The organism is Paraburkholderia sp. BL18I3N2 (genome assembly GCF_003001875.1).
Classification (GTDB): domain Bacteria; phylum Pseudomonadota; class Gammaproteobacteria; order Burkholderiales; family Burkholderiaceae; genus Paraburkholderia; species Paraburkholderia phytofirmans.
In genome coordinates this window covers 114,969-137,055 of the sequence record NZ_PVNC01000007.1, presented here as the reverse complement: position 1 = coordinate 137,055, position 22,087 = coordinate 114,969, and the positions used below count along the sequence as shown (strand labels likewise).

General features: G+C 62.9%; 17 protein-coding genes. 12 read left to right on the top strand and 5 right to left on the bottom strand.

All coding sequences use genetic code 11. The annotated features are described in order from the left end of the window. Window positions 1-6: 6 nt before the first annotated feature. The gene (locus B0G75_RS20390) at window positions 7-1,602 is read right to left on the bottom strand and encodes a 3,4-dehydroadipyl-CoA semialdehyde dehydrogenase (protein ID WP_106309437.1); all 1,596 of its coding nucleotides are present in this window, start codon (window positions 1,600-1,602) and stop codon (window positions 7-9) included. Window positions 1,603-1,610: 8 nt separating this feature from the next. After that, a complete protein-coding gene (locus tag B0G75_RS20385; RefSeq protein ID WP_106309435.1) occupies window positions 1,611-2,078 on the bottom strand; it encodes a DUF4863 family protein in 468 nt (155 codons plus the stop codon). A 192-nt stretch (window positions 2,079-2,270) separates the two neighbouring features. Between B0G75_RS20385 and B0G75_RS20380 the strand changes: the two genes are divergently transcribed. From B0G75_RS20380 to boxA, 4 genes are all read left to right on the top strand, one after another. Further along, window positions 2,271-3,245 (top strand): helix-turn-helix transcriptional regulator, encoded by a 975-nt coding sequence (locus B0G75_RS20380; RefSeq protein WP_106310041.1) that lies wholly within the window; start codon window positions 2,271-2,273, stop codon window positions 3,243-3,245. Between the two features lie 117 nt (window positions 3,246-3,362). After that, complete coding sequence (boxC, locus tag B0G75_RS20375; protein WP_106309432.1) at window positions 3,363-5,033, top strand: 2,3-epoxybenzoyl-CoA dihydrolase; 1,671 nt, start codon at window positions 3,363-3,365, stop codon at window positions 5,031-5,033. A 124-nt stretch (window positions 5,034-5,157) separates the two neighbouring features. Beyond that, window positions 5,158-6,585, top strand: coding sequence for a benzoyl-CoA 2,3-epoxidase subunit BoxB (boxB, locus tag B0G75_RS20370; protein WP_106309429.1), 1,428 nt, complete (start codon window positions 5,158-5,160; stop codon window positions 6,583-6,585). 60 nt (window positions 6,586-6,645) lie between these two features. Further along, on the top strand, window positions 6,646-7,887 hold the full coding sequence (gene boxA, locus B0G75_RS20365) for a benzoyl-CoA 2,3-epoxidase subunit BoxA (protein WP_106309426.1): 1,242 nt from the start codon (window positions 6,646-6,648) through the stop codon (window positions 7,885-7,887). A gap of 60 nt (window positions 7,888-7,947) precedes the next feature. Here boxA and B0G75_RS20360 read toward each other — a convergent pair whose 3' ends face one another. After that, window positions 7,948-8,700, bottom strand: a complete 753-nt coding sequence (locus B0G75_RS20360) for a TetR/AcrR family transcriptional regulator (RefSeq protein WP_181309312.1) — start codon at window positions 8,698-8,700, stop codon at window positions 7,948-7,950. Between the two features lie 302 nt (window positions 8,701-9,002). Here B0G75_RS20360 and B0G75_RS20355 point away from each other — a divergent pair, with 302 nt between their 5' ends. From B0G75_RS20355 to B0G75_RS20320, 8 genes are all read left to right on the top strand, one after another. After that, window positions 9,003-10,283: a Zn-dependent hydrolase gene (locus B0G75_RS20355; RefSeq protein ID WP_106309423.1), complete on the top strand. Its 1,281-nt coding sequence runs from the start codon at window positions 9,003-9,005 to the stop codon at window positions 10,281-10,283. A 135-nt stretch (window positions 10,284-10,418) separates the two neighbouring features. After that, window positions 10,419-11,768, top strand: a complete 1,350-nt coding sequence (locus B0G75_RS20350; RefSeq protein ID WP_106309420.1) for an NAD(P)-dependent oxidoreductase — start codon at window positions 10,419-10,421, stop codon at window positions 11,766-11,768. Window positions 11,769-11,836: 68 nt separating this feature from the next. Continuing rightward, window positions 11,837-13,165 (top strand): NAD-dependent dihydropyrimidine dehydrogenase subunit PreA, encoded by a 1,329-nt coding sequence (gene preA / locus B0G75_RS20345; RefSeq protein ID WP_106309417.1) that lies wholly within the window; start codon window positions 11,837-11,839, stop codon window positions 13,163-13,165. 124 nt (window positions 13,166-13,289) lie between these two features. Continuing rightward, window positions 13,290-14,801, top strand: coding sequence for an NCS1 family nucleobase:cation symporter-1 (locus tag B0G75_RS20340; RefSeq protein WP_106309414.1), 1,512 nt, complete (start codon window positions 13,290-13,292; stop codon window positions 14,799-14,801). 66 nt (window positions 14,802-14,867) lie between these two features. Beyond that, window positions 14,868-16,319, top strand: coding sequence for a dihydropyrimidinase (hydA, locus tag B0G75_RS20335; protein ID WP_106309411.1), 1,452 nt, complete (start codon window positions 14,868-14,870; stop codon window positions 16,317-16,319). A 357-nt stretch (window positions 16,320-16,676) separates the two neighbouring features. Continuing rightward, entirely contained in the window at window positions 16,677-17,459 is a 783-nt protein-coding gene (locus tag B0G75_RS20330; RefSeq protein WP_106309407.1) for an amino acid ABC transporter substrate-binding protein, read from the top strand. Window positions 17,460-17,480: 21 nt separating this feature from the next. Then, complete coding sequence (locus tag B0G75_RS20325) at window positions 17,481-18,158, top strand: amino acid ABC transporter permease (RefSeq protein ID WP_106279299.1); 678 nt, start codon at window positions 17,481-17,483, stop codon at window positions 18,156-18,158. Continuing rightward, window positions 18,158-18,925, top strand: coding sequence for an amino acid ABC transporter ATP-binding protein (locus tag B0G75_RS20320; protein WP_106309404.1), 768 nt, complete (start codon window positions 18,158-18,160; stop codon window positions 18,923-18,925). Before B0G75_RS20325 ends, B0G75_RS20320 begins: the two co-directional genes overlap by 1 nt. A 122-nt stretch (window positions 18,926-19,047) precedes the next feature. Here the strand turns inward: B0G75_RS20320 and leuA are convergent, their stop codons facing one another. After that, entirely contained in the window at window positions 19,048-20,766 is a 1,719-nt protein-coding gene (leuA, locus tag B0G75_RS20315) for a 2-isopropylmalate synthase (protein ID WP_106309401.1), read from the bottom strand. Between the two features lie 278 nt (window positions 20,767-21,044). Next, the gene (locus B0G75_RS20310; protein WP_106309398.1) at window positions 21,045-21,941 is read right to left on the bottom strand and encodes a class I SAM-dependent methyltransferase; all 897 of its coding nucleotides are present in this window, start codon (window positions 21,939-21,941) and stop codon (window positions 21,045-21,047) included. Window positions 21,942-22,087: the final 146 nt, after the last annotated feature.

Sequence of the window (22,087 nt, the reverse complement as noted above, 5' to 3'; positions counted from 1 at the left end):
GCGCCGTCACGTCGTGGGCAAATGAGTCGCTTGCGTCAGCGAGTCGATTGCCGCGCTCGCTGCCTGAATGGCCGAACGCCGGTGATAGAAACCCAGCGCGCGCAAACCGCCCAGTTCCTCTCCACCGCCCGCGCGGCCCGGGCCGCCGTGCAGCGACATCGGCATCACGTTGCCGTGACCCGTTTGACTCTGCTGCACCGAAGGCGAAATGGCATGTACGCGGCCGTGCGAATCCGCGAGTTCGAGCGCAAGGCGCCCGAGATGTGCTTCGTCGTTCGAATAGATCGAGGCGACGAGCGATCCCTCGCCGCGCCGCGCGAGAGCGACCGCGTGCGCTTCGGGCAACGTAGCTGCGTCAGTGGCGACGCGATAGGGCGCCACGCTCGCCACCGGTCCGAACACTTCGACGTCGTGCAGCAGCGTCGCGTTATCCGGATCGTTGACCACGAACAGATGCGGCGCAATGCAAGCCGCGATATTTGAGTCTGCGTCGATGAGCGGCACAGCGGAGCCGTCGAAGGCGAGCACCGCTTCTTCGCGCAGCGCCGCGATGCCGGCCAGCACGTTCTCGTATTGCTCGCGGCTCACGAGCGAACCCATACGCACGGCGTCGTTGCGCGGATCGCCGACGGTGATTTTCGCGAGCTTCGCGTTGAGCGCTTCGAGCACGGCTTCAAGCGCGGCCTCGGGGACGAACGCGCGTCGGATCGCCGTGCATTTTTGCCCGGATTTCACGGTCATTTCCCGCACCACTTCCTTGATGAAGAGATCGAAGGCGGGTGTGCCGGGCGTGGCGTCGGCGCACAGAATCGCGCTATTGAGGCTGTCGGCTTCGACGTTCAGACGCGCGCCGCGCTGCACGAAGGCCGGATGCGCGCGCAACGTGGCGGCGGTTTGCGCTGAGCCCGTGAACGACACGACGTCGAAAGACTGAATCTGATCGAGCAGGCCCGCCGAACTGCCGCAAATCACCGAGAGCGCGCCGGGCGGCAGAATGCCCGCATCGACCACATCGGCGACCATGCGTTGGGTGAGCCAGGCGGTTGCCGTAGCCGGCTTGACGATGACGGGCACGCCAGACAGCAACGCCGGCCCGGCTTTTTCCCACAAGCCCCACGATGGAAAATTGAACGCGTTGATAAAAAGCGCGACGCCGCGTGTCGGCGTGAGCACGTGCTGCACGCTGAACGATTGATCCTTGCTCAGCGAGATGCTGTCGCCGTCACGCAGTGCATGCACCTCGCCGAGCGACGTACCGAGTTTTGCGTAATACGAGAGCGTGAAAATGCCGCCGTCGATATCGACGGCCGAGTCGTTGCGCGTGGTGCCGGAGTTCGCGGTGGCGATCGCGTAGTAGTCGTCGCGTTTCGCTTGCAGCAGCTTGACCATATCGGCGAGGCGGGCGGCGCGCTGGGCGTAGGTCAAGGCGCGCAACGCGGCGCCGCCGGTATCGCGCGCAAAGTCGAACGCGTGTGCGAGATCGAGACCTTCGCTCGATACACGCACGAGCGCAACGCCTGTCACAGGATCGGTGAGCGTGACGCCCGCGCCGCCGCCGGCGATCCATTGGCCGGCTACATGGTTCTTCAGGAGTTCGGTCATGGCGGTGCTCAGGCGGGAGTGAATTCGATGGCGCCTTGCGGCAGGAGATACAGCACCAGCGCCTCGCCGTTCGCCACCGTCGGCCGATGCGCGGAGCCGGGCCCGTACACGCACCAGCCGGCCGGGTGGCCGTCGAAGGTGGCGCCTTCGGTGAGCGGCATGATCAGATCGATCTCGCCGTTCGGATGAACATGATGCGGACCGGCAATATCCTTCATATCGACGACATCGACGGAAAAGCCATGGGTTTCGGGCAGCGCCTTGAAGATGCGGCCGTAGCGAATCCCACCGCCTTCGCGGTTGCACAGCCAGCCTTCGGCGACGCCGGTTCGGCACGCCTTTGCAAGCTCGTGGAACGCGTTGCCGCCGGCGGGATAGGTGTCGTTCAGCCATTCCGCCAGCTTGCCGTCGAGCGGCCGGCCGTCGAGTTGCTCCGTGACGCCCGCGATCAGGCGCTGGAATTCATGTGGGGACATGCGAGCCTCCAGATCGGCGCCTTCGACCGCACACGCACGTTAATGCATGCGAGCCGTTGCGCCATCTCCGTGACGCCGCCGAAAATTCTCGACAGCGTTTGTTATTGGATCAATATTTGGCGAAAATTAACCGTTCACCTGGTGCCTGTCAAGCACTATAGTACATGTATCGTGGTTAAGGGGCAGCAAAACATGAACCAAAATTACTCTTCCGCACCGCTGGCCGACTCAGTCGACGAGGACGCGGGCCGCGCCGAACGGGTGCCGGAGCGCGGCGCCGAGCGCGATCCGTTTCTCACGGCGATGGGCGAACGCGTGCGTCTACTGCGCGCGCGCCGCGGCATGACGCGCAAGACGCTAGCCACGGAAACCGGCCTGTCGGAGCGGCATCTGGCGAATCTGGAGTCGGGGGTGGGCAATGCGTCGGTGCTGGTGCTGCGGCAGATCGCGGGCACCTTGAACTGTTCGCTGGCCGAGGTGATCGGCGACGAAACCACGGCCTCCGCCGAATGGCTGCTGATCCGCGAGCTGCTGCAGGGACGCGATCAGGCGGCCTTGCAACGCGCCCGCGTGGCGCTCGCCGAGATGTTCGCGCAAGCGCCGCGCGACCCGCATCGCAAGGACCGGATTGCGTTGATCGGCCTGCGCGGCGCCGGCAAATCGACCCTCGGACGGATGCTCGCGCAGGAGCGGAAAGTGCCGTTCGTCGAACTCACGCGCGTGATCGAGCAACTGGCCGGCTGCCCGCCCTCGGAGATTCATTCGCTTTACGGGGCGGCTGCTTACCGGCGTTACGAACACCGCGCGCTGGAGGCCGTGATTCAGGAGCACGAGCGCGCAGTGATCGCGTCGCCGGGCGGGCTGGTGTCGGAGTCGGGCACCTTCAATACGCTGCTGTCGCATTGCTATACGGTGTGGCTGCAGGCCGCGCCGGAGGAGCACATGCGCCGCGTCGTCGCGCAGGGCGACCTGCGGCCGATGTCGGGCAACAAGGAGGCGATGGACGACCTGAAGCGCATCCTGGCGGGGCGCAGCGACCTGTACGCCCGCGCCGACATGACCTTCGACACCAGCGAAAAAACCTTGGCCGACGCGTACCTGCAACTGCGCGACCGCCTCGCCGCGAGACTCGCAGCGGAGGCGCCCGACGAAGCACGTCCCGGCTGACGTGCACTCTGACGTCAGGGTTTACTAGCAAACATGCACTAAAGTGCTTTACATGGGTTTGGCGATGCACTATTGTTCAAAAAACAAGTTTTGCATCGTCCAGTCAGGAGACGCCCCATGTCCACAGCAGAAACCGCCGTCGCCCCGGTTGACTACCGCACCGATCCCGCCCAATACAAGCACTGGAAGCTGAGCTTCAACGGTCCGGTCGCGACGCTCGGCATCGATATCGCCGAGGACGGCGGCATTCGTGACGGCTACAAGCTGAAGCTGAATTCGTACGACCTCGGCGTCGATATCGAACTGCACGACGCAATACAGCGCATCCGCTTCGAGCATCCCGAAGTGAAAACCGTGGTGCTGACGAGCCTGAAAGACCGCGTGTTCTGCTCGGGCGCCAACATTTTCATGCTCGGTCTTTCGACGCATGCGTGGAAGGTCAACTTCTGCAAGTTCACCAACGAAACGCGCAACGGTCTGGAAGATTCGTCGCGTCATTCAGGACTCAAGTTTCTGGCTGCCGTGAACGGTGCGTGCGCCGGCGGCGGTTATGAACTCGCTCTGGCCTGTGACGAAATCTATCTGGTGGACGACCGTTCGTCGTCGGTGTCGCTGCCGGAAGTGCCGCTGCTCGGCGTGCTGCCGGGCACCGGCGGCCTGACGCGCGTTACCGACAAACGCAAGGTGCGGCACGATCGCGCCGATATCTTCTGCACGGTGGTCGAGGGCGTACGCGGCGAGCGCGCGAAAGCATGGCGTCTCGTGGATGAAGTCGTGAAGCCGAACCAGTTCGACCAGGCGATCCAGGCACGCGCGCTCGAACTCGCCGAGCAAAGCGATCGTCCCGCTGACGCACAAGGCGTTGTGCTCACCCGTATAGAACGCACGGATCGCGAAGACGGCCTCACTTATAAGACGCTCGACGTCACGATCGATCGTGCAAGACGTATCGCGACGTTCACCGCCAAGGCGCCGCAAAGCGAACCGCCCACGAATATCGATGCGATCGTCGCAGCCGGCGTGAACTGGTGGCCGTTGCAATTCGCCCGCGAACTCGATGACGCGATTCTGTGCATGCGCACCAACGAACTGGCGGTCGGCACGTGGGTCTTCAAGACCGAAGGCGACGCCCGCAATCTGCTCGCCGCGGACGCCTCGCTCATGCAACACAAAGACCACTGGTTCGTGCGCGAGACTATCGGCCTGTTGCGCCGCACGCTGGCGCGCATCGACGTCTCATCGCGTTCGGTGTTCGCGCTGATCGAGCCGGGCTCGTGCTTCGCCGGCACTTTCGCGGAACTCGCGTTCGCCGCCGACCGCACGTATATGGCGGCGCTGCCCAGCAATGAAGAGGAGGAGCCGGCCATTACGCTGTCCGAAGTCAATTTCGGCCTCTATCCGATGGTCACGCATCAGTCGCGTCTCGGCCGGCGTTTCTATGAAGAAGCCGAGCCGCTCGACGCCGTGCGCTCCCTGATCGGGCAGCCGGTCAAGCCGGTCGAAGCCGAGCGCCTCGGTATCGTCACCGCATCGCCCGACGACATCGACTGGGCCGACGAAATCCGCATCGCGCTCGAAGAACGCGCCGCGATGTCGCCGGATGCACTGACAGGGCTCGAAGCGAATCTGCGCTTCAACGGTCCGGAAACAATGGAGACGCGCATTTTCGGCCGTCTCACCGCGTGGCAGAACTGGATTTTCAACCGGCCGAACGCAGTGGGCGAGAAGGGCGCGCTCAAGGTGTACGGCAAGGGCAGCAAGGCGCAATTCGACGTCTCGCGTGTTTGATACGCATTTGATGCGCGCGTGATCGGCGTCTGAACGCCATCCGCTCAATGAGCGCGAAACAGGCCACCGTTTGCCCGATACGCGCCATTCATCGTCACTGCAGTTTCCGAACCAGGAACCGACCATGTCAACGATCAACTACAGCGAAAAGATTCCGAACAACGTCAACCTCGCGGACGACCGCGCGCTGCAGCGCGCGCTCGAACAATGGCAGCCGAATTTTCTGGCGTGGTGGGGCGATATGGGCCCGGAAGGCTCGCATGGCTACGATGTGTATCTGCGTACCGCGGTGAGCGTCGACGCGGGCGGCTGGGCGCATTTCGATCACGTGAAGATGCCGGACTACCGCTGGGGCATTTTCCTCACGCCCGGCGAGCAGGACCGCAAGATTCATTTCGGCGAACACAAGGGCGAAGCGGCCTGGCAGGACGTGCCCGGCGAACATCGCGCGAATCTGCGCCGTATCATCGTGACGCAGGGCGATACCGAGCCGGCGTCGGTCGAACAGCAGCGTCACCTTGGTTTGACGGCGCCCTCCATGTACGACTTGCGCAACCTGTTCCAGGTGAACGTGGAAGAGGGTCGCCACTTGTGGGCGATGGTGTATCTGCTGCATCGTTACTTCGGCCGCGATGGCCGTGAGGAAGCCGAAGCATTGCTTGGCCGCCGTTCAGGCGACGACGACAACCCCCGCATTCTTGGCGCGTTCAATGAAAAAACGCCGGACTGGCTCGCGTTTTTCATGTTCACGTACTTCACCGATCGCGACGGCAAGTTCCAATTATCAGCGCTTGCCGAGTCGGGCTTCGATCCGCTCGCGCGCACCACCAGGTTCATGCTGACTGAAGAAGCGCATCACATGTTCGTCGGCGAGTCGGGTGTATCTCGCGTGATCCAGCGCACAGCTCAGGTGATGAACGAACTCGGCACCGACGACGTCTCGAAGCTTCGCGCGGCCGGCGTGATCGATCTGCCGACCATTCAGCGCTATCTGAACTTCCATTACTCGGTCACGATCGACCTGTTCGGCGCGGATCATTCTTCCAACGCGGCCACGTTCTATAGCTCGGGCCTCAAAGGCCGCTACGAAGAAAACAAGCGCGACGACGATCATCAGTTGAACGGTCAGAGCTACAAGCTGCTCGACGTGCAGGACGGCAAGCTGGTCGAGCGTGAAGTGCCGATGCTCAACGCGATGAACGAAGTGCTGCGCGACGACTACATCAAGGATTCGGTGGCAGGCGTGGGGCGCTGGAACAAGGTGCTCGAAAAGGCCGGCATCGATTTCCGCATGACGGTGCCGCATAAAGCGTTCAATCGGCAGATCGGCACGTTCGCGGGTACGCGCGTGTCGCCCGATGGCCGTGTGGTCAGCGAAACCGAATGGGCCGCCAATGAGGCGAAATGGCTCGCGACGCCGGAAGACCGCGCTTACGTCGCTTCTTTGATGGGACGCGTAACGGAGCCCGGCAAGTTCGCGAACTGGATCGCGCCGCCCGCAATGGGCGTGAACCGTCAGCCGGTCGATTTCGAATACGTGCGCTTTAACTGAGCGCGCGGGCGCCGAACGGCGCCATGCACGCTTGCGCCGCATCTCAAGGTGGAGGAAGTCATGAACGGCCCAGTATCGATCGAAGTTCTCAGGCAGCATCTGATCGATCCGGAAATCTGCATTCGCTGCAATACGTGCGAAGAGACTTGCCCGGTCGATGCGATCACGCACGACGACAACAACTACGTGGTCAAGGCGGAGATCTGCAACGGCTGCATGGCGTGCGTGCCGCCGTGTCCGACCGGCGCGATCGATAACTGGCGGACTGTGCTGAAGGCCGACGCGTATCCGATCGAAGAGCAGTTCACATGGGACGTCCTGCCGGAACAGAACACGATGGCCGTGCCCGCCGCGGACGAGTCGCCGGGCGCGGGCGCGTCGGGCGGTGCGTCGGCCGAGGCGAGCGGCATCGAAGTGGATACCGTGCGCGGCTCGGTCGTGCCGCCGTGGTCCGCAGCGAAGCCCTACGTGAATCTCTACACGCACAAGGAGCCGACTAGCGCGACGGTGGTCGGCAACTACCGGCTGACGGACGGATCGACCGATAGCGACATTCATCATATCGTGCTGGATTTTGGGTCGATGCCGTTTCCGGTGCTGGAAGGCCAGTCGATCGGCATTGTGCCGCCCGGCGCGACCGCCGACGGCCGTGCGCATCACGCGCGCCAGTATTCGATTGCGAGCCCGCGGGATGGCGAGCGGCCCGGTTACAACAACGTCTCGCTGACGGTCAAACGTGTTTCGCAGCAACACGGCGACTCGTTGGACGGCGTGTGTTCGAACTACCTGTGCGATCTGAAGAAGGGCGATGTGGTCAAGGTGATCGGCCCATTCGGCGGCACGTTCCTGATGCCGAACCATCCGAACTCGCATCTGCTGATGATCTGCACCGGCACCGGCTCAGCGCCGATGCGCGCGATGACCGAGTATCGCCGCCGGCGTCGGCTGAAGGGTGCTACGGGCAAGTTGATGTTGTTCTTCGGCGCGCGGACCAAGGAAGAGTTGCCGTACTTCGGGCCGCTTACGAATCTGCCGAGGGATTTCATCGATACGAATCTGGCGTTTTCGCGTACGCCGGGCCAACCGAAGCGCTATGTTCAGGACGCCATGCGCGAGCGCGCCGTGGATGTGGCGCAAATGCTCAAGGACGACAACACGCATATTTACGTGTGCGGGTTGAAGGGGATGGAGGATGGCGTGCTGCAAGCGCTCAAGGAGATTGGCGAGCGGCATCAGCTGGATTGGGAAGCGCTGTGGGTGAAGTTGAAGAAGGAGGGGAGGCTGCATCTGGAGACGTATTGAGGCGCCGGGTCTTATAAGGCTCCGCTGTTCATCATCCACAGCGGGCCTTTTCAGTTACCTCTATCTCGCAGGGTCGACGCCATCCTCATGCTGTGCGGGCGACACCGCCCCGCAAGCCCGAATCACCAACTGCACCACTTCCTCCGTCGTCGCGTCGAACGCCTTCTGCGTCAACGCGCGCTTGCCTTTAAGCGCGCGAATCTGCGCATCAAAGTCGGCATAGTGCTGCGTCGTCGCCCAGATCATATACATCAGCGTCTGCGCATTCACCGGCGCGAGCAAACCGCGCGCGATCCAATCGTCGATCACCTTCACACGACTATCGAGCCACGGCTTCACTCGCTCCGTGAGAATGTCCTCCATATGCTCCGCGCCGTGAATGATCTCGCTCGCCCACACCTTCGAACCGAGCGGCCGGCGCCGCGACAATTCCATTTTCGCGCGCACGTACCCGCCGATCGCTTCGACGGGGTCGTCGCTGCACTCGAACGTATCCGCCGCGCGATGCCAGTCTTCGAACAGGTCTTCCAGCACGCGTCGATACAGCGCGAGCTTTGTCGGGAAGTAGTAATGCACGTTGGCTTTTGGTAAGCCTGCACGTTCCGCGATCATCGCGGTGCTCGTGCCGTCGAGTCCGCGCTCGGCGAAAACCGCCTCGGCGCACGCCAGAAGATGCGCTTCATTCGACTCGCGAATGTGCGCCTTGCGCCGCCGCAAAGGTGCGCGTGTTTCCTCGTTTTCCGTGATGTCAGCCGCCACGTCGTCGTCTCTCATGTTCGCCTTCGGCGGCATGGGTGCCGCGTCGCGCTTCATTCTAGTCGTTTGGCGCGCTGCCCACACGCGCATTCATCTCACGCGTTGAACGCGTGCTGCGGTGCAATGGCACGCTTCTCGCTATGTTTCTCACCGCACGAAAGGTGTTGATTTGGCGAGTTTAATCGGCTACAACCTGTCCAACTGGACAGGATTAGAAGGGCGGCCGATGCCCCAGGGTTTGCCCTCTATGCGAGAGGTGATCGATGGCATCGAATCTGCACCGCCCCCGTGCGGGCACGCCCCAAAACCCGCCGCCGATGCACCAGTTTCATGTCGGTTCACCGAAAGGAGCGAGACGAATGAATGCGGTATCCGAAGCGCTGAAGCATGCTGAACCCACCACGTCGATCAAGGTCGACGGCAAGCGGCTGTGGGACAGCCTGATGACAATGGCGAAGATTGGCGCAACGCCTAAAGGCGGCGTCTGCCGCCTCGCGCTCACCGACCTCGATAAGGAAGGACGCGATCTGATCGTCAGTTGGGCGAAGGAAGCCGGCTGCACGGTCAGTGTGGACCAGATGGGCAATGTATTCATGCGCCGCGCCGGGCGCAATCCCACTGCGTTGCCGGTCATGACCGGTTCGCACGCCGACTCGCAGCCGACCGGCGGCCGCTTCGACGGCATCTACGGCGTGCTGGGCGGTCTCGAAGTGATTCGGAGTCTGAACGATCACGGCATCGAGACGGAACACCCGGTCGAAGTGGTGATCTGGACCAACGAGGAAGGCTCGCGCTTCGCGCCCGCGATGGTGGCTTCGGGCGTGTTCGCCGGCGTGTTCACGCTCGACTACGGTCTGTCGCGCAAGGATGTGGACGGCAAGACCATCGGCGAGGAACTCGAACGCATTGGCTATGCGGGCGATATTCCATGCGGCGGGCGACCGCTGCACGCGGCGTTCGAACTGCATATCGAACAGGGCCCGATTCTCGAAGCCGAGCAGAAAACCATTGGCGTCGTGACCGACGCGCAAGGTCAGCGCTGGTACGAAATCACGCTGACGGGACAGGAGGCGCACGCGGGTCCGACGCCGATGCCGCGCCGTCGCGACGCGTTGCTCGGCGCCGCACGCGTAGTCGATCTGGTCAATCGTATCGGTCTGGACAACGCGCCGTTCGGCTGCGCGACGGTCGGCATGATGCAGGTCTATCCGAACTCGCGCAACGTGATCCCGGGCCGCGTGTTTTTCACCGTCGATTTCCGTCATCCGGACGATGCCGTGCTCGCGAAAATGGATGCCGCCTTGCGCAAGGGCGTGGCCGACATCGCGAACGGTATCGGCCTCGAAACCGAACTCGAGCAGATCTTTTATTACGCGCCGGTCGCCTTCGACGAAGCCTGCGTGAAGTCCGTGCGCGCGGCGGCGGAACGCTTCGGTTATCCGCATCGCAACATGGTGTCCGGTGCGGGACACGATGCCTGCTATCTGTCGCAAGTCGCGCCGACTTCGATGGTGTTCGTGCCGTGCGTGGACGGGATCAGTCACAACGAAATCGAGGACGCCACCTTCGAATGGATTGAGGCGGGCGCCAATGTGTTGCTGCACGCCATGCTGGAGCGTGCGTGCGAGCCGGTTTCATAACGCTTTAGCGGTTGCGGTCCTGATCAACCCGTTTGACCCGCTTTACCGTAGTTCCCATAAAACATGCCGTCCCGGCTCCGCTCGAAGCGTGGCCGGCAGGAGCGGCTACGTCCTCACATCGAAGAAGGAACGAGTATGGCCATCAAGCAAACCGGCGATATTGCCGCTCAGCGGCTATCGCCCGAGCAGCTCTCGTGCGAGTTCTCCGACATCGCGCCGCTGCTCGACGCAAGCGCTGCCGCCGCGGCAGCGAGCCGCTGCCACTACTGTTACGACGCGCCGTGCGTGAACGCCTGCCCGACGCAAATCGACATTCCCAGCTTCATCCGCAAGATCAGCAACGGCAATCTGAAGGGTGCGGCCGTGGATATTCTGTCGGCCAACCCGCTGGGCGGCATGTGCTCGCGCGTCTGCCCGACGGAGATTCTGTGCGAAGGCGCTTGCGTGCGGAACCATCAGGATGCGAAGCCGGTGGCGATCGGCGCGCTGCAACGTCACGCCACGGATTGGGCGATGGCGCGCGGCGAGGTGCTCTTCAAGCGCGCGGCTGAAACCGGACGGCACGTCGCGGTGGTCGGCGCGGGTCCGGCGGGACTTGCCTGCGCGCATCGGCTCGCGCTGGCCGGCCACAACGTGACGATTTACGACGCTCACGAAAAAGCCGGCGGTCTGAACGAATACGGTATCGCCGCCTATAAAACCGTCGACGACTTTGCGCAGCGTGAAGTGGAGTGGCTGTGCTCGGTCGGCGGCATCGAGATCAAACACGGCGTCGCGCTCGGACGCGATGTCGACCTCGACACGCTGCGCAAGCAACACGACGCGGTGTTCCTCGCCATCGGCCTCACCGGCGTACGGGCGCTCGCGATGGACGGCGAAGACCTCGGCGGCGTGATGAACGCGGTGGACTTCATCGAGCAGGTGCGCAGCGCGAGCGATCTCGGCACGGTGCCGGTGGGCCGCCGCGTGGTCGTGATCGGCGGTGGCAATACGGCGGTGGACGCTGCTGTGCAAAGCCGCAAGCTCGGCGCGACGTCGGTGACGATGGTGTACCGGCGCGGCGTCGAAGCGATGAGCGCGACCTGGGCCGAACGCGACTTCGCGCAGACCAGCGGCGTCACGCTCGTCACGCACGCCACGCCGATGCGTCTGATCGGCGACGGCGGCGTGGTGACAGGTGTCGAATTCGCGCGCACGTCGAAAGATGGTGGAGAGGAGCGCTTCGTGGTCGAGGCCGACATGGTGCTCAAGGCGATCGGTCAAACGCTGGTGGCGGTCGGCATCGAGCGTGAGTTGCTGACGTTGGACGGCAGCCGCATCGCGGTCGATGCGAATGGCCAGACGTCGCTGGCGAACGTGTGGGCCGGCGGCGATTGCGCGGCCACCGGCGGCATCGACCTCACGGTGCAGGCGGTGCAGGACGGCAAGATCGCCGCTGCCGCGATCGACGCTCAGTTCGCTCGGACAGCGGCGAAAGCCGCCTGAAGCGAATCGAGCCAAGCCCAACGAAGCGTCATACCAGACAAAAAACAGCAGTCCCCAAGGAGCCGAACATGGCCGATCTGCGCTGTACGATTGCCGGCATCACTTCGCCGAATCCTTTCTGGCTCGCCTCCGCGCCGCCGACCGACAAAGCCTATAACGTGAACCGCGCCTTCGAGGCGGGCTGGGGCGGCGTGGTGTGGAAAACGCTCGGCCTCGACCCGCACGTGGTGAATGTCAGCTCGCGCTACGGCGCAGTGCAATGGAACGGCCAGCGCATGGCCGGCCTGAACAACATCGAACTGATCACGGACCGCCCGCTCGACGTCAACCTGAAGGAGATCACGCAAGTCAAACGCGACTGGCCGGACCGCGCGATGATCGTCTCGCTGATGGTGCCGTGCAACGAACGCGACTGGAAGTGGATTCTGCCGCTCGTCGAAGACACCGGCGCGGATGCGGTCGAACTGAATTTCGGCTGCCCGCACGGCATGAGCGAGCGCGGCATGGGCGCGGCCGTCGGCCAGGTGCCCGAGTATGTCGAGATGGTCACGCGCTGGGTCAAGGAAGGCACCAGGCTGCCGTGCCTCGTCAAACTCACACCGAACATCAGCGACATTCGAACAGGTTCGCGCGCGGCCTATAAGGGCGGCGCGGACGGCGTGTCGCTGATCAACACGATCAACTCGATCGTCGCCGTCGATCTCGACGCGATGTCGCCGTTGCCGATGGTCGATGGCAAGGGCACGCACGGCGGCTATTGCGGCCCGGCCGTGAAGCCGATCGCGCTGAACATGGTCGCGGAAATCGCGCGCGATGTGGAAACGCCGAATCTGCCGATCTCCGGCATCGGCGGGATTTCGACATGGCGCGACGCGGCGGAATTCATGGTGCTCGGCGCGGGCAGCGTGCAGGTCTGCACGGCGGCGATGCACTACGGATTCCGTATCGTTTCCGACCTGACCGACGGCCTCTCCAACTGGATGGACGAAAAAGGCTACGCGACACTCGACGATATTCGCGGCCGCGCCGTCCAGAACGTCACTGACTGGAAGTACCTGAACCTCAAATACGATATCAAGGCGCGCATCGACCAGGACAAGTGCATCCAGTGCGGCCTGTGCCATATTGCCTGCGAAGACACGGCTCACCAGGCCATCATGAAAGAAAAAGATGGCGTCCGGCATTTTGAAGTGATGGACTCCGAATGTGTCGGCTGCAATCTGTGCATGCACGTGTGTCCGGTCGAGCAGTGCATTTCGATGGAGCGCGTCGACAACGGCGAATACGCGAACTGGACCACGCATCCGAACAATCCGGCGCGCGTTGACGCAGGGGTGAGCGCATCGGCGGATCCGGCTGAAACCGCCGAGCACGCGCACGCGGCAAATGCCGCCTGAAACAGGACGTGGTGGAAGCAAACTGAAGCAAACGCAGCGCTAGTACTGAACCTGTCATTCCCCAAAAGGCCCGACGCGCCGATAGAAGCCGCGCGGGCCTCAACGATCGAGTGGAGAGCTCTAGATGAAGCAGACAGCGCAACCCGCCGACCCGCACTTCGCGGCCGGCGTGCAGGGCAGCAGTCTTTACAACGACGATCTTGCGCCGACCGGCGTCGCGCAGCGCACGTGGAAGTGGTATCACTTCGCCGCGCTGTGGGTGGGTATGGTGATGAACATCGCGTCGTACATGCTCGCCGCCGGTTTGACGGAAGAGGGCATGTCGCCGTGGCAAGCGGTGGCGACCGTGCTGCTCGGCAACCTGATCGTGCTGGTGCCGATGCTCCTGATCGGCCATGCGGGCGCGAAGCACGGCATTCCGTACGCGGTGCTGGTGCGCTCCTCGTTCGGCACGCAGGGCGCCAAGTTGCCGGCGATGTTGCGCGCCATTGTCGCGTGCGGCTGGTATGGGATTCAGACGTGGCTTGGCGGCAGCGCGATCTATACGCTGCTCAACATTCTCACCGGCAACGCGCTGCACGGCGCGGCTTTGCCGTTTCTCGACATCTCGCTCGCGCAGCTCGCGTGTTTCCTCGTGTTCTGGGCGCTTCAAATCTACTTCATCGTGCACGGCACCGATTCGATCCGCTGGCTCGAAAGCTGGTCCGCGCCGATCAAGATCGTGATGTGCATTGCGTTGGTGTGGTGGGCGACTTCGAAAGCGGGCGGTCTGGGTTCGATGTTGTCGGCGCCGTCGCAATTCGTGCCCGGGGGCAAGAAAGAAGGCCTGTTCTGGGCCACGTTCTGGCCGGGCCTCACGGCCATGGTCGGCTTCTGGGCGACGCTCGCGCTGAATATCCCCGACTTCACGCGCTTTGCCAGAACGCAGCGCGATCAGATCATCGGCCAGTCGGTCGGCTTGCCGGTGCCGATGGCCTTACTCTCGGTGATCTCGGTGGTCGTTACGTCGGCGACGGTGGTGATCTACGGCAAGGCGATCTGGGATCCGATCGATCTGACGAGCCGTATGACCGGCATCGGCGTGGGCGTAGCGCTGATTATCCTGACGCTCGACACCATGTGCTGCAATCTCGCGGCGAATCTCGTCGGCCCCGCTTACGATTTTTCGAGCCTGTGGCCCAAGGGCATTTCGTATCGCGTGGGCGGCATGATCACCGCGACCATCGCGATCGTGATGATGCCTTGGAAGATTCTCGCCACCACGCAGGGTTATATCTTCACGTGGCTGGTCGGCTACTCGGCGCTGCTCGGTCCGGTGGCGGGCATTCTGATGGTCGACTATTTCCTGATCCGCGGTACACGGCTCGACACGCGTGAACTGTTCGACGAACACGGCGAATACAGCTACACCGGCGGCTGGAATATCGGCGCGGTGGTCGCGCTCGTGATCGGCGTGCTGCCGAATCTGCCGGGCTTCTTGCACACCGCGTTTCCGGCCTCGTTCCCGAACGTGCCGGCGATCTTCAATACGCTCTACACGTATGCGTGGTTTGTCGGGCTCGCGTTGGCGTCGATCGTATACAGCGCGTGGATGAAGCTCAGCAAAGGACCGAGCGCGCGCGTGGCGAGCGCATAAACCAGGCACATGAGCACTAACGAATTACGCAGCACCGAAACCAGCAGTTCATAAGGAGGCGGCAACATGACGACCCTGATTCGCGGCGGCACGATTATCGACGCGGAGAACACGTATCGTGCGGACGTGTTGTGTGCGGACCCGCAGGACGGCGGCACGATCCTGCAGATCGGAGCGGACCTGGAGGCGCCCGCCGGCGCCACGATCGTCGATGCGGGCGGGCAGTACGTGATGCCCGGCGGCATCGATCCGCACACGCATATGGAACTGCCGTTCATGGGCACCACGGCGAGCGACGATTTCTACACGGGCACGGCGGCGGGATTGTCGGGCGGCACCACGAGCATCATCGATTTCGTGATTCCGAGCCCGAAACAGCCGCTGATGGATGCCTTCAAGGAATGGCGCGGCTGGGCAGAGAAGGCGTCGTCGGACTACGGCTTTCACGTCGCGGTGACGTGGTGGGACGACACGGTCTATCGCGACATGGGCACGTTGGTGCACGAGCACGGCGTGTCGAGCTTCAAGCACTTCATGGCCTACAAGAACGCCATCATGGCCGACGACGAAGTGCTGGTGAACAGTTTCTCGCGTTCGCTCGAACTCGGCGCGCTGCCCACCGTGCATGCGGAAAACGGCGAGCTGGTGTTTCAATTGCAGCGGCAGTTGCTGGCGAAAGGCTTTACCGGTCCGGAGGCGCACCCGTTGTCGCGGCCGCCCGAAGTGGAGGGCGAGGCGGCCAATCGCGCGATCCGGATCGCGCAGGTGCTGGGCGTGCCGGTGTATATCGTGCACGTATCCTCGAAAGACGCCGTCGACGCGATCGCCCGCGCGCGCAGCGAAGGTCTGCGCGTGTTCGGCGAAGTGTTGCCGGGCCATCTGGTGATCGACGAAGCGGTGTATCGCGATCCCGACTGGACCCGCGCGGCCGCCCACGTGATGAGCCCGCCGTTCCGCTCGGCCGAGCATCGCGAGGCATTGTGGCGCGGCTTGCAAGCCGGCCAGTTGCACACCACGGCAACCGATCACTGCGTGTTCTGCGCGTCGCAGAAAGCCATGGGACGCGACGACTTCACGAAGATCCCGAATGGCTGCGGCGGCGTGGAAGACCGCATGGCGGTGCTCTGGCATCACGGCGTGAACTCCGGGCGTCTCACGCCAAACGAGTTCGTGCGCATTACGTCGACCAATGCCGCGCAGATCTTCAACCTGTACCCGCGCAAGGGCGCGGTGCGGGTCGGCGCGGATGCCGACCTCGTGGTGTGGGACCCGAACGCGAGCAAAACGATTTCGGTGAAGACGCATCATCAGAAGGTCGACTTCAACGTGTTCGAAGGCATGACGGTGCAAGGCGTGGCGATGCACACGCTGACCCGCGGCGCACTCGCCTGGACCGACGGCGAGTTGCGGGCGGTGCGCGGCGCCGGCCGTTACCTGAAACGTCCGCCCAACGGCGCCTACTTCGACGCGATCCGCGTCGCCAACAAGCGCAAGGAACCGCATCCGGTGGAGCGGTAAGCCTTTCGCAAACCGACGGGCGGCGCCGTTTTCAAACACGGCGCCGCCCGTTTTTTTTCTTGCCGCGCGTTCGCCGCGGCGAGACCTCTCGCGTTTTCCCCGATGGCGCGCAAGACAGGTTCCATGTTGCGATGCATGCCGCATCCGCCGTATCTGTTGTAGAGTTGAAACCCACGTCATACCAGAGGCCACCGCTGTTCACTTAGCACGCAAGCGCATATCGATCGAAAACCTGATCCTTTGTAAAAACGCAGGCCGTTTGCTACAGTCCGCCCACTCTGCCCGGCGCAAACGCCGGCGGGGACTGTCCAACACAAGACTCAGCCACTCGCGTGGCACATTTGACGGAGCCGCCTGATGAAATCGATTCGTTCCATTCTGCTGATCGCGTTGTTCCAGGCCGTGGCCGTGAATTCCGCGTTCGCCGCCGACGAACTCGCGCAGATCAAATCCGCCGGCGTGTTCAAGATCGGCACTGAAGGCACCTACGCGCCGTTCACGTACCACGACGAATCGGGCAAGCTGACCGGTTTCGACGTGGAGATCGGCACCGAGATCGCGAAGCGTCTTGGCGTCAAGCCGCAATTCGTCGAAGGCAAATGGGACGGTCTGATCGCCGGCCTCGATGTGAACCGTTACGACGCGGTGATCAACGAAGTGGCCGTGACCGATGCGCGCAAGGCCAAATACGATTTCTCCGACCCGTACATCACGTCGCACGCGGCGCTGATCGTGGCGTCGAACAACACCACGATCAAGAACTTCGACGACCTGAAGGGCAAGAAGTCGGCCAATACGCTGACCAGCAACTTCGGCAAGATCGCGGCGGCGCACGGCGCTGAAGTGATCCCGGTGCAGGGTTTCAATGAGTCGATCGATCTGCTGACTTCGGGTCGAGTCGATGCCACCGTCAACGACTCGCTGTCGTTTCTCGACTTTAAGAAGCACAAGCCGGACGCGAAGGTGAAGATCGCCGCGCTCGATACCTCGCCCGATAGCAGCGACAAATCCGCGGTGCTGATCAGGAAGGGCAGCCCCGAATTGCAGGCCGCGATCAACAAGGCGCTCGCCGACATCAAGAAAGACGGCACGTACCTGAAAATCTCGCAGAAGTATTTCGGCAAAGACGTCTCCCAGTAAACGCCTTCGCGAGTCTGAATCATGCCGGCATGGTTGCATCTGATGGCGCAGTCGCTGTGGCCCCTGCTGTATGCGGGGCTCGTCTTCACCGTGCCGCTTACGCTGATATCGTTCGCGATCGGGCTCGCGCTGGCGTTTCTCGTCGCGCTGGTCCGGTTGTTCGGACCTAAGTGGGCCGTGGCGGTCGTGCGCTTCTACGTGTGGCTGTTTCGCGGTTCGCCGTTGCTCGTGCAACTGTTCGTGATTTTCTACGGCTTGCCGAACGTGGGCATCGTGCTCGATCCGTTGACGGCGGCGATCATTGGCTTTTCGCTGAACGTCGGCGCGTATAACTCCGAAGTGATACGCGGCGTGATCGAGTCGATCCCGAAGGGGCAGTGGGAAGCGGCATATTCGATGGGGATGACGCGCGAGCAGGCCCTGCGTCGCGCGATCCTGCCGCAAGCCGCGCGCGTCGCGTTGCCGCCATTGTCCAATTCGTTTATCGCGCTGGTGAAGGACACCTCGCTCGCCGCGGTGCTGACCGTGCCCGAGGTGTTTCAGGCGGCGCAGCGGATTGCGTCGGTGACTTACGAGCCGCTGATTCTTTACACTGAAGCGGCGCTGGTTTATCTGGTGTTCAGTTCGGTGTTGTCGTCGGCGCAAGTCAGGCTCGAGCGCAAGTTCGGGCGCCACGCACTTTTCCAGGCAGGCAACTGATGATCCGACTGGAAAAAATCGACAAGTATTTCGGCGGCCTGCGGGTGCTCAACTCGGTCGATCTGCAACTCGCCCCGGGTAATGTCACCGCGCTGATCGGTCCGTCGGGCAGCGGCAAGAGCACGCTGTTGCGTTGTGTGAATCTGCTCGAGATTCCCGAGTCCGGTTCGCTCGAACTCGGCGATCAGCGGCTGGAGTTCAGCCGCGACCACCGGCCTTCGCGCGAAGCGGTGCTGACGATTCGCCGCCGCACCGGCATGGTGTTTCAGAATTTCCAGCTGTTCCCGCATTTGACGGTCCGGCAGAACGTGATGGAAGGCTTGCTGACCGTGCAGAAGTGGGACAAGGACAAGGCGCGGGTTCGCGCCGACGGATTGCTGGAGAAGGTCGGCATCGCGCACAAAGCGGATGCATGGCCCTCGACGCTGTCCGGCGGCCAGCAACAGCGTGTGGCGATTGCGCGGGCGTTGGCGCCGTCGCCGGAAGTGCTGTTGTGCGACGAGCCGACCTCGGCGCTCGACCCCGGTCTCGCCGCGGAAGTGGTGGAGGTGCTCAAGCAACTCGCCGTTGAAGGCATGACCATGCTGATGGCCACGCACGACTTGCGGCTCGCCGCGACGATCGCGCGTGATGTCGTGTTTCTGAATAACGGCGTGGTGGTGGAGGCCGGGCCGTCGCGCGAGATCTTCATGCAGCCGCGTGCGCCGGAAACCGAGCGTTTCGTTTCGACGCTGACGCATAGTTTGCCGGATGAATGGACTCAATGACGCGGGCCTGAAAGGCAGTCGGGGGGCAATGCGGTCGTGCGGCGGGATAAAAAAAGGGGGCGTTGTCAGAACGCCCCCTTCGCACATAACCGCTACAAACCTTCTACTGGCTTCGGAGAACCTTAAACGCCCACGCTCTCCGTGGCATCGTTCATCGCGGCTTCGAAGAAGTTCTCCTGCGCTTGCGCATTGACACGAGCATAAGCACGATTCACACCGCTGATCACCGCGCGAATCGACGCCGTCACCAGATTGGCGTCGATGCCGACGCCGAACGCGCTGCCAGTCACATCGGCGCCGGCCATTTCAGCGACCGCCACCGCGCGGGCATCCGCACCCTGCGTCAACGCGCGTTCTTCATAATGCTGAATCCGCACCGGCATGCCGATCGCGTGCATCAACGCGTCGAGCGGGCCATTGCCTTCGCCGGTCAACACGCGCCGCGTGCCGTGGATGTCGACCGTCAGTTTGATGCGCTCGCGTCCTTCGCGCTCGGACAGGCTGTGGCCCACGTAATGAATCGGCGCCGTGGTCTGCACGTATTCCTGCTGGAACAGTTCCCAGATTTGCGCGGACGTGACTTCCTGGCCGCTGTCGTCGGTGAAGCGCTGCACGGCCGAGCTGAAGTCCACTTGCAAGCGGCGCGGCAACACGACGCCGTAGCCCTGTTCGAGCAGATACGCGATGCCGCCCTTTCCCGACTGGCTGTTCACGCGAATCACCGAATCGTAGGTGCGGCCGAGATCGGCCGGATCGATTGGCATGTAGGGCACTTCCCATACCGCGTCCGGTTTCTGTACCGCGAAACCCTTCTTGATCGCGTCCTGATGCGAGCCCGAGAAGGCCGTGAACACCAGATCGCCGACATACGGATGACGCGGATGGATCGGCAATTGCGTGCATTCTTCAGCGGTACGCGCGACTTCGTTGATGTTCGAGAAGTCGAGGCCCGGATCGACGCCCTGCGTGTACAGGTTCAACGCGAGCGTGACGAGGTCCACGTTGCCGGTGCGCTCGCCGTTGCCGAACAAACAGCCTTCGATACGATCCGCGCCGGCCATCACGGCGAGTTCAGCCGCGGCCACGGCGGTGCCGCGATCGTTATGCGGATGCACGGAGATGATCAGCGAATCGCGGCGCGCGAGATTGCGGTGCATCCACTCGATCTGGTCCGCGTAGATGTTCGGCGTGGACATTTCGACGGTGGCCGGCAAGTTGACGATGGCTTTATGGTCCGGCGTCGGTTGCCAGACGTCGAACACGGCGTCGCAGACTTCTTTGGCGAATTCGATTTCGGTGCCGCTGAATACTTCCGGGCTGTACTGGAACGTGAACTGCGTTTCCGGCATGGTGGCGGCGATGCGCTTCATCGTGCGCGCTGCGTTTTGCGCCAGTTCCTTCACGCCGCTCTTTTCCAGATTGAAGACGATCTTGCGGAATTCCGGCGCGGTCGCGTTGTACAGGTGGACGATGGCGCGCGGCACGCCACGCAAGGATTCGAAGGTGCGCTCGATCAGGTCGTCGCGCGCTTGCGTCAAGACTTCGATGGTGACGTCGTCGGGGATGTGGCCGCCTTCGATCAGTTCACGCACGAAATTGAAGTCGGTCTGCGAAGCGGACGGAAACGCGACTTCGATTTCCTTGAAGCCGATCTGCACCAGCGTCTTGAACATGCGCATCTTGCGCTGCGCGTCCATCGGCTCGAACAGCGATTGATTGCCGTCGCGCAGGTCGGTGCTCATCCAGATCGGCGGGTGCGTGATGGTGCGCGACGGCCACTGGCGATCCGTCAAGGTGACGGGATTGAACGAGCGATACTTGGTAGCGGGGTTCTTCAACATTTTCATCATCCGTGGGTGAGACCAGGTAGCTGGGAGTCGACCGGACGACGAAAAGACATGACGAGGCGCCGGTCGAAAACCGGGGCTGGGTCAGTTACTGGGGAATTTTGCGGTGCTTCGGGTGTATCAGATGGAAGCGCGCAGCAGCAGACCTAGCCCGGTAGAGGGGGCTAGTAGTAGCGATAGGATGGTCTGGGCGCGGTACATAGTGGGCAATAGGACCATATTATCGGGACGGCGTCAAGCGCCGTCCCCTTGCGGCTCAAGAGTGGCGGAGGTCAATGGGCGGGTTTCACGAAGCGCAAGGTCATGCGGTCCGATTCGCCGATCGCCGCATATTTCGCCCGGTCGACATCGCCGCCTTCGAAGGTCGGCGGCAGTGACCAGACGCCGTTCGGGTAATTTTTGGTGTCGCGCGGGTTAGCGTTCACTTCGCTCTTGCCGGCCAGTTCGAAGCCCGCCGCGCGCGCGTGTTCGATGACGTAGTCTTCCGTCACGTAGCCGGTGTCGATCGTCTGTTGCAGCGAGGTGCCCGGCGCCGCGCGGTGTTCCTCGACACCGAGCACACCGCCTGGCTTGAGCACCGCGTAGAACGCGCGCAGGTTGGCATCGATCTGGCCGTCCTTGATCCAGTTATGGATGTTGCGGAAGGTCAGGACTTCGTCGACGCTGGCATCGGCCGGAAAACCGCTGAACTGGCCGGCGTGCAACGTGCCGACCACGACATGGCCGTAGACGGCGGGCGTGGCCGCCAGCTTGCGGGCGAACGCGGCCCGATTGGACTGTGCCTCCGCCGATGGCGCACTCTGCGGGCCGTCGTACTGCGCCTCATAGAGCTTGCCGTGGTCGCGCAGATACGGCGCGAGGATATCCGTGTACCAGCCGCCGCCCGGTTCGATCTCCAGCACGCTTTGCGACGGCGCGATTTCGAAGAATTGCAGCGTTTCTTTCGGATGGCGGTAGATGTCGCGGGCGCGGGCCTTGTCGCCGCGTTGCGGTCCGGAAATCGCGGCATCGAGCAGCGCCGGACTGGACGATGCGGACGCGGAAGTCGAAGCGGAAGTCGAGGCCGATGGGCCGGCGCAGGCCGCCAGCAGCAGCGTTGCGGTGAGCGTCGCAAGCGCGGCGCGCAGCGTGCGAGCCTGAAGATTGGGTTGTGAGTTCATGACGTCCATTATCGGGCGCGATCGCGCGGGAAGGAAATCGGTAATCGGCATAAGGATAGGCGCTGGCCGGGTTTCGTGTGGCGCTCGCCGCACCGGAATAAAAGGTCGTGCCCGCAGGTTTCCCTATTGACCGCGCCACGTCCTGAAGGTCGCCG

Bases quoted from the DNA above. Each gene is read 5' to 3' on its own strand.
- B0G75_RS20325 (WP_106279299.1), top strand. From the start codon at position 17,481: ATGCCGGCATGGTTGCATCTGATGGCGCAGTCGCTGTGGCCCCTGCTG.
- boxB (WP_106309429.1), top strand. From the start codon at position 5,158: ATGTCAACGATCAACTACAGCGAAAAGATTCCGAACAACGTCAACCTC.
- hydA (WP_106309411.1), top strand. From the start codon at position 14,868: ATGACGACCCTGATTCGCGGCGGCACGATTATCGACGCGGAGAACACG.
- B0G75_RS20355 (WP_106309423.1), top strand. From the start codon at position 9,003: ATGAATGCGGTATCCGAAGCGCTGAAGCATGCTGAACCCACCACGTCG.
- boxA (WP_106309426.1), top strand. From the start codon at position 6,646: ATGAACGGCCCAGTATCGATCGAAGTTCTCAGGCAGCATCTGATCGAT.
- B0G75_RS20310 (WP_106309398.1), bottom strand. From the start codon at position 21,941: ATGGACGTCATGAACTCACAACCCAATCTTCAGGCTCGCACGCTGCGC.
- B0G75_RS20360 (WP_181309312.1), bottom strand. From the start codon at position 8,700: ATGAAGCGCGACGCGGCACCCATGCCGCCGAAGGCGAACATGAGAGAC.
- leuA (WP_106309401.1), bottom strand. From the start codon at position 20,766: ATGTTGAAGAACCCCGCTACCAAGTATCGCTCGTTCAATCCCGTCACC.
- B0G75_RS20380 (WP_106310041.1), top strand. From the start codon at position 2,271: ATGAACCAAAATTACTCTTCCGCACCGCTGGCCGACTCAGTCGACGAG.
- B0G75_RS20320 (WP_106309404.1), top strand. From the start codon at position 18,158: ATGATCCGACTGGAAAAAATCGACAAGTATTTCGGCGGCCTGCGGGTG.
- preA (WP_106309417.1), top strand. From the start codon at position 11,837: ATGGCCGATCTGCGCTGTACGATTGCCGGCATCACTTCGCCGAATCCT.
- B0G75_RS20390 (WP_106309437.1), bottom strand. From the start codon at position 1,602: ATGACCGAACTCCTGAAGAACCATGTAGCCGGCCAATGGATCGCCGGC.
- B0G75_RS20385 (WP_106309435.1), bottom strand. From the start codon at position 2,078: ATGTCCCCACATGAATTCCAGCGCCTGATCGCGGGCGTCACGGAGCAA.
- B0G75_RS20330 (WP_106309407.1), top strand. From the start codon at position 16,677: ATGAAATCGATTCGTTCCATTCTGCTGATCGCGTTGTTCCAGGCCGTG.
- B0G75_RS20350 (WP_106309420.1), top strand. From the start codon at position 10,419: ATGGCCATCAAGCAAACCGGCGATATTGCCGCTCAGCGGCTATCGCCC.
- B0G75_RS20340 (WP_106309414.1), top strand. From the start codon at position 13,290: ATGAAGCAGACAGCGCAACCCGCCGACCCGCACTTCGCGGCCGGCGTG.
- boxC (WP_106309432.1), top strand. From the start codon at position 3,363: ATGTCCACAGCAGAAACCGCCGTCGCCCCGGTTGACTACCGCACCGAT.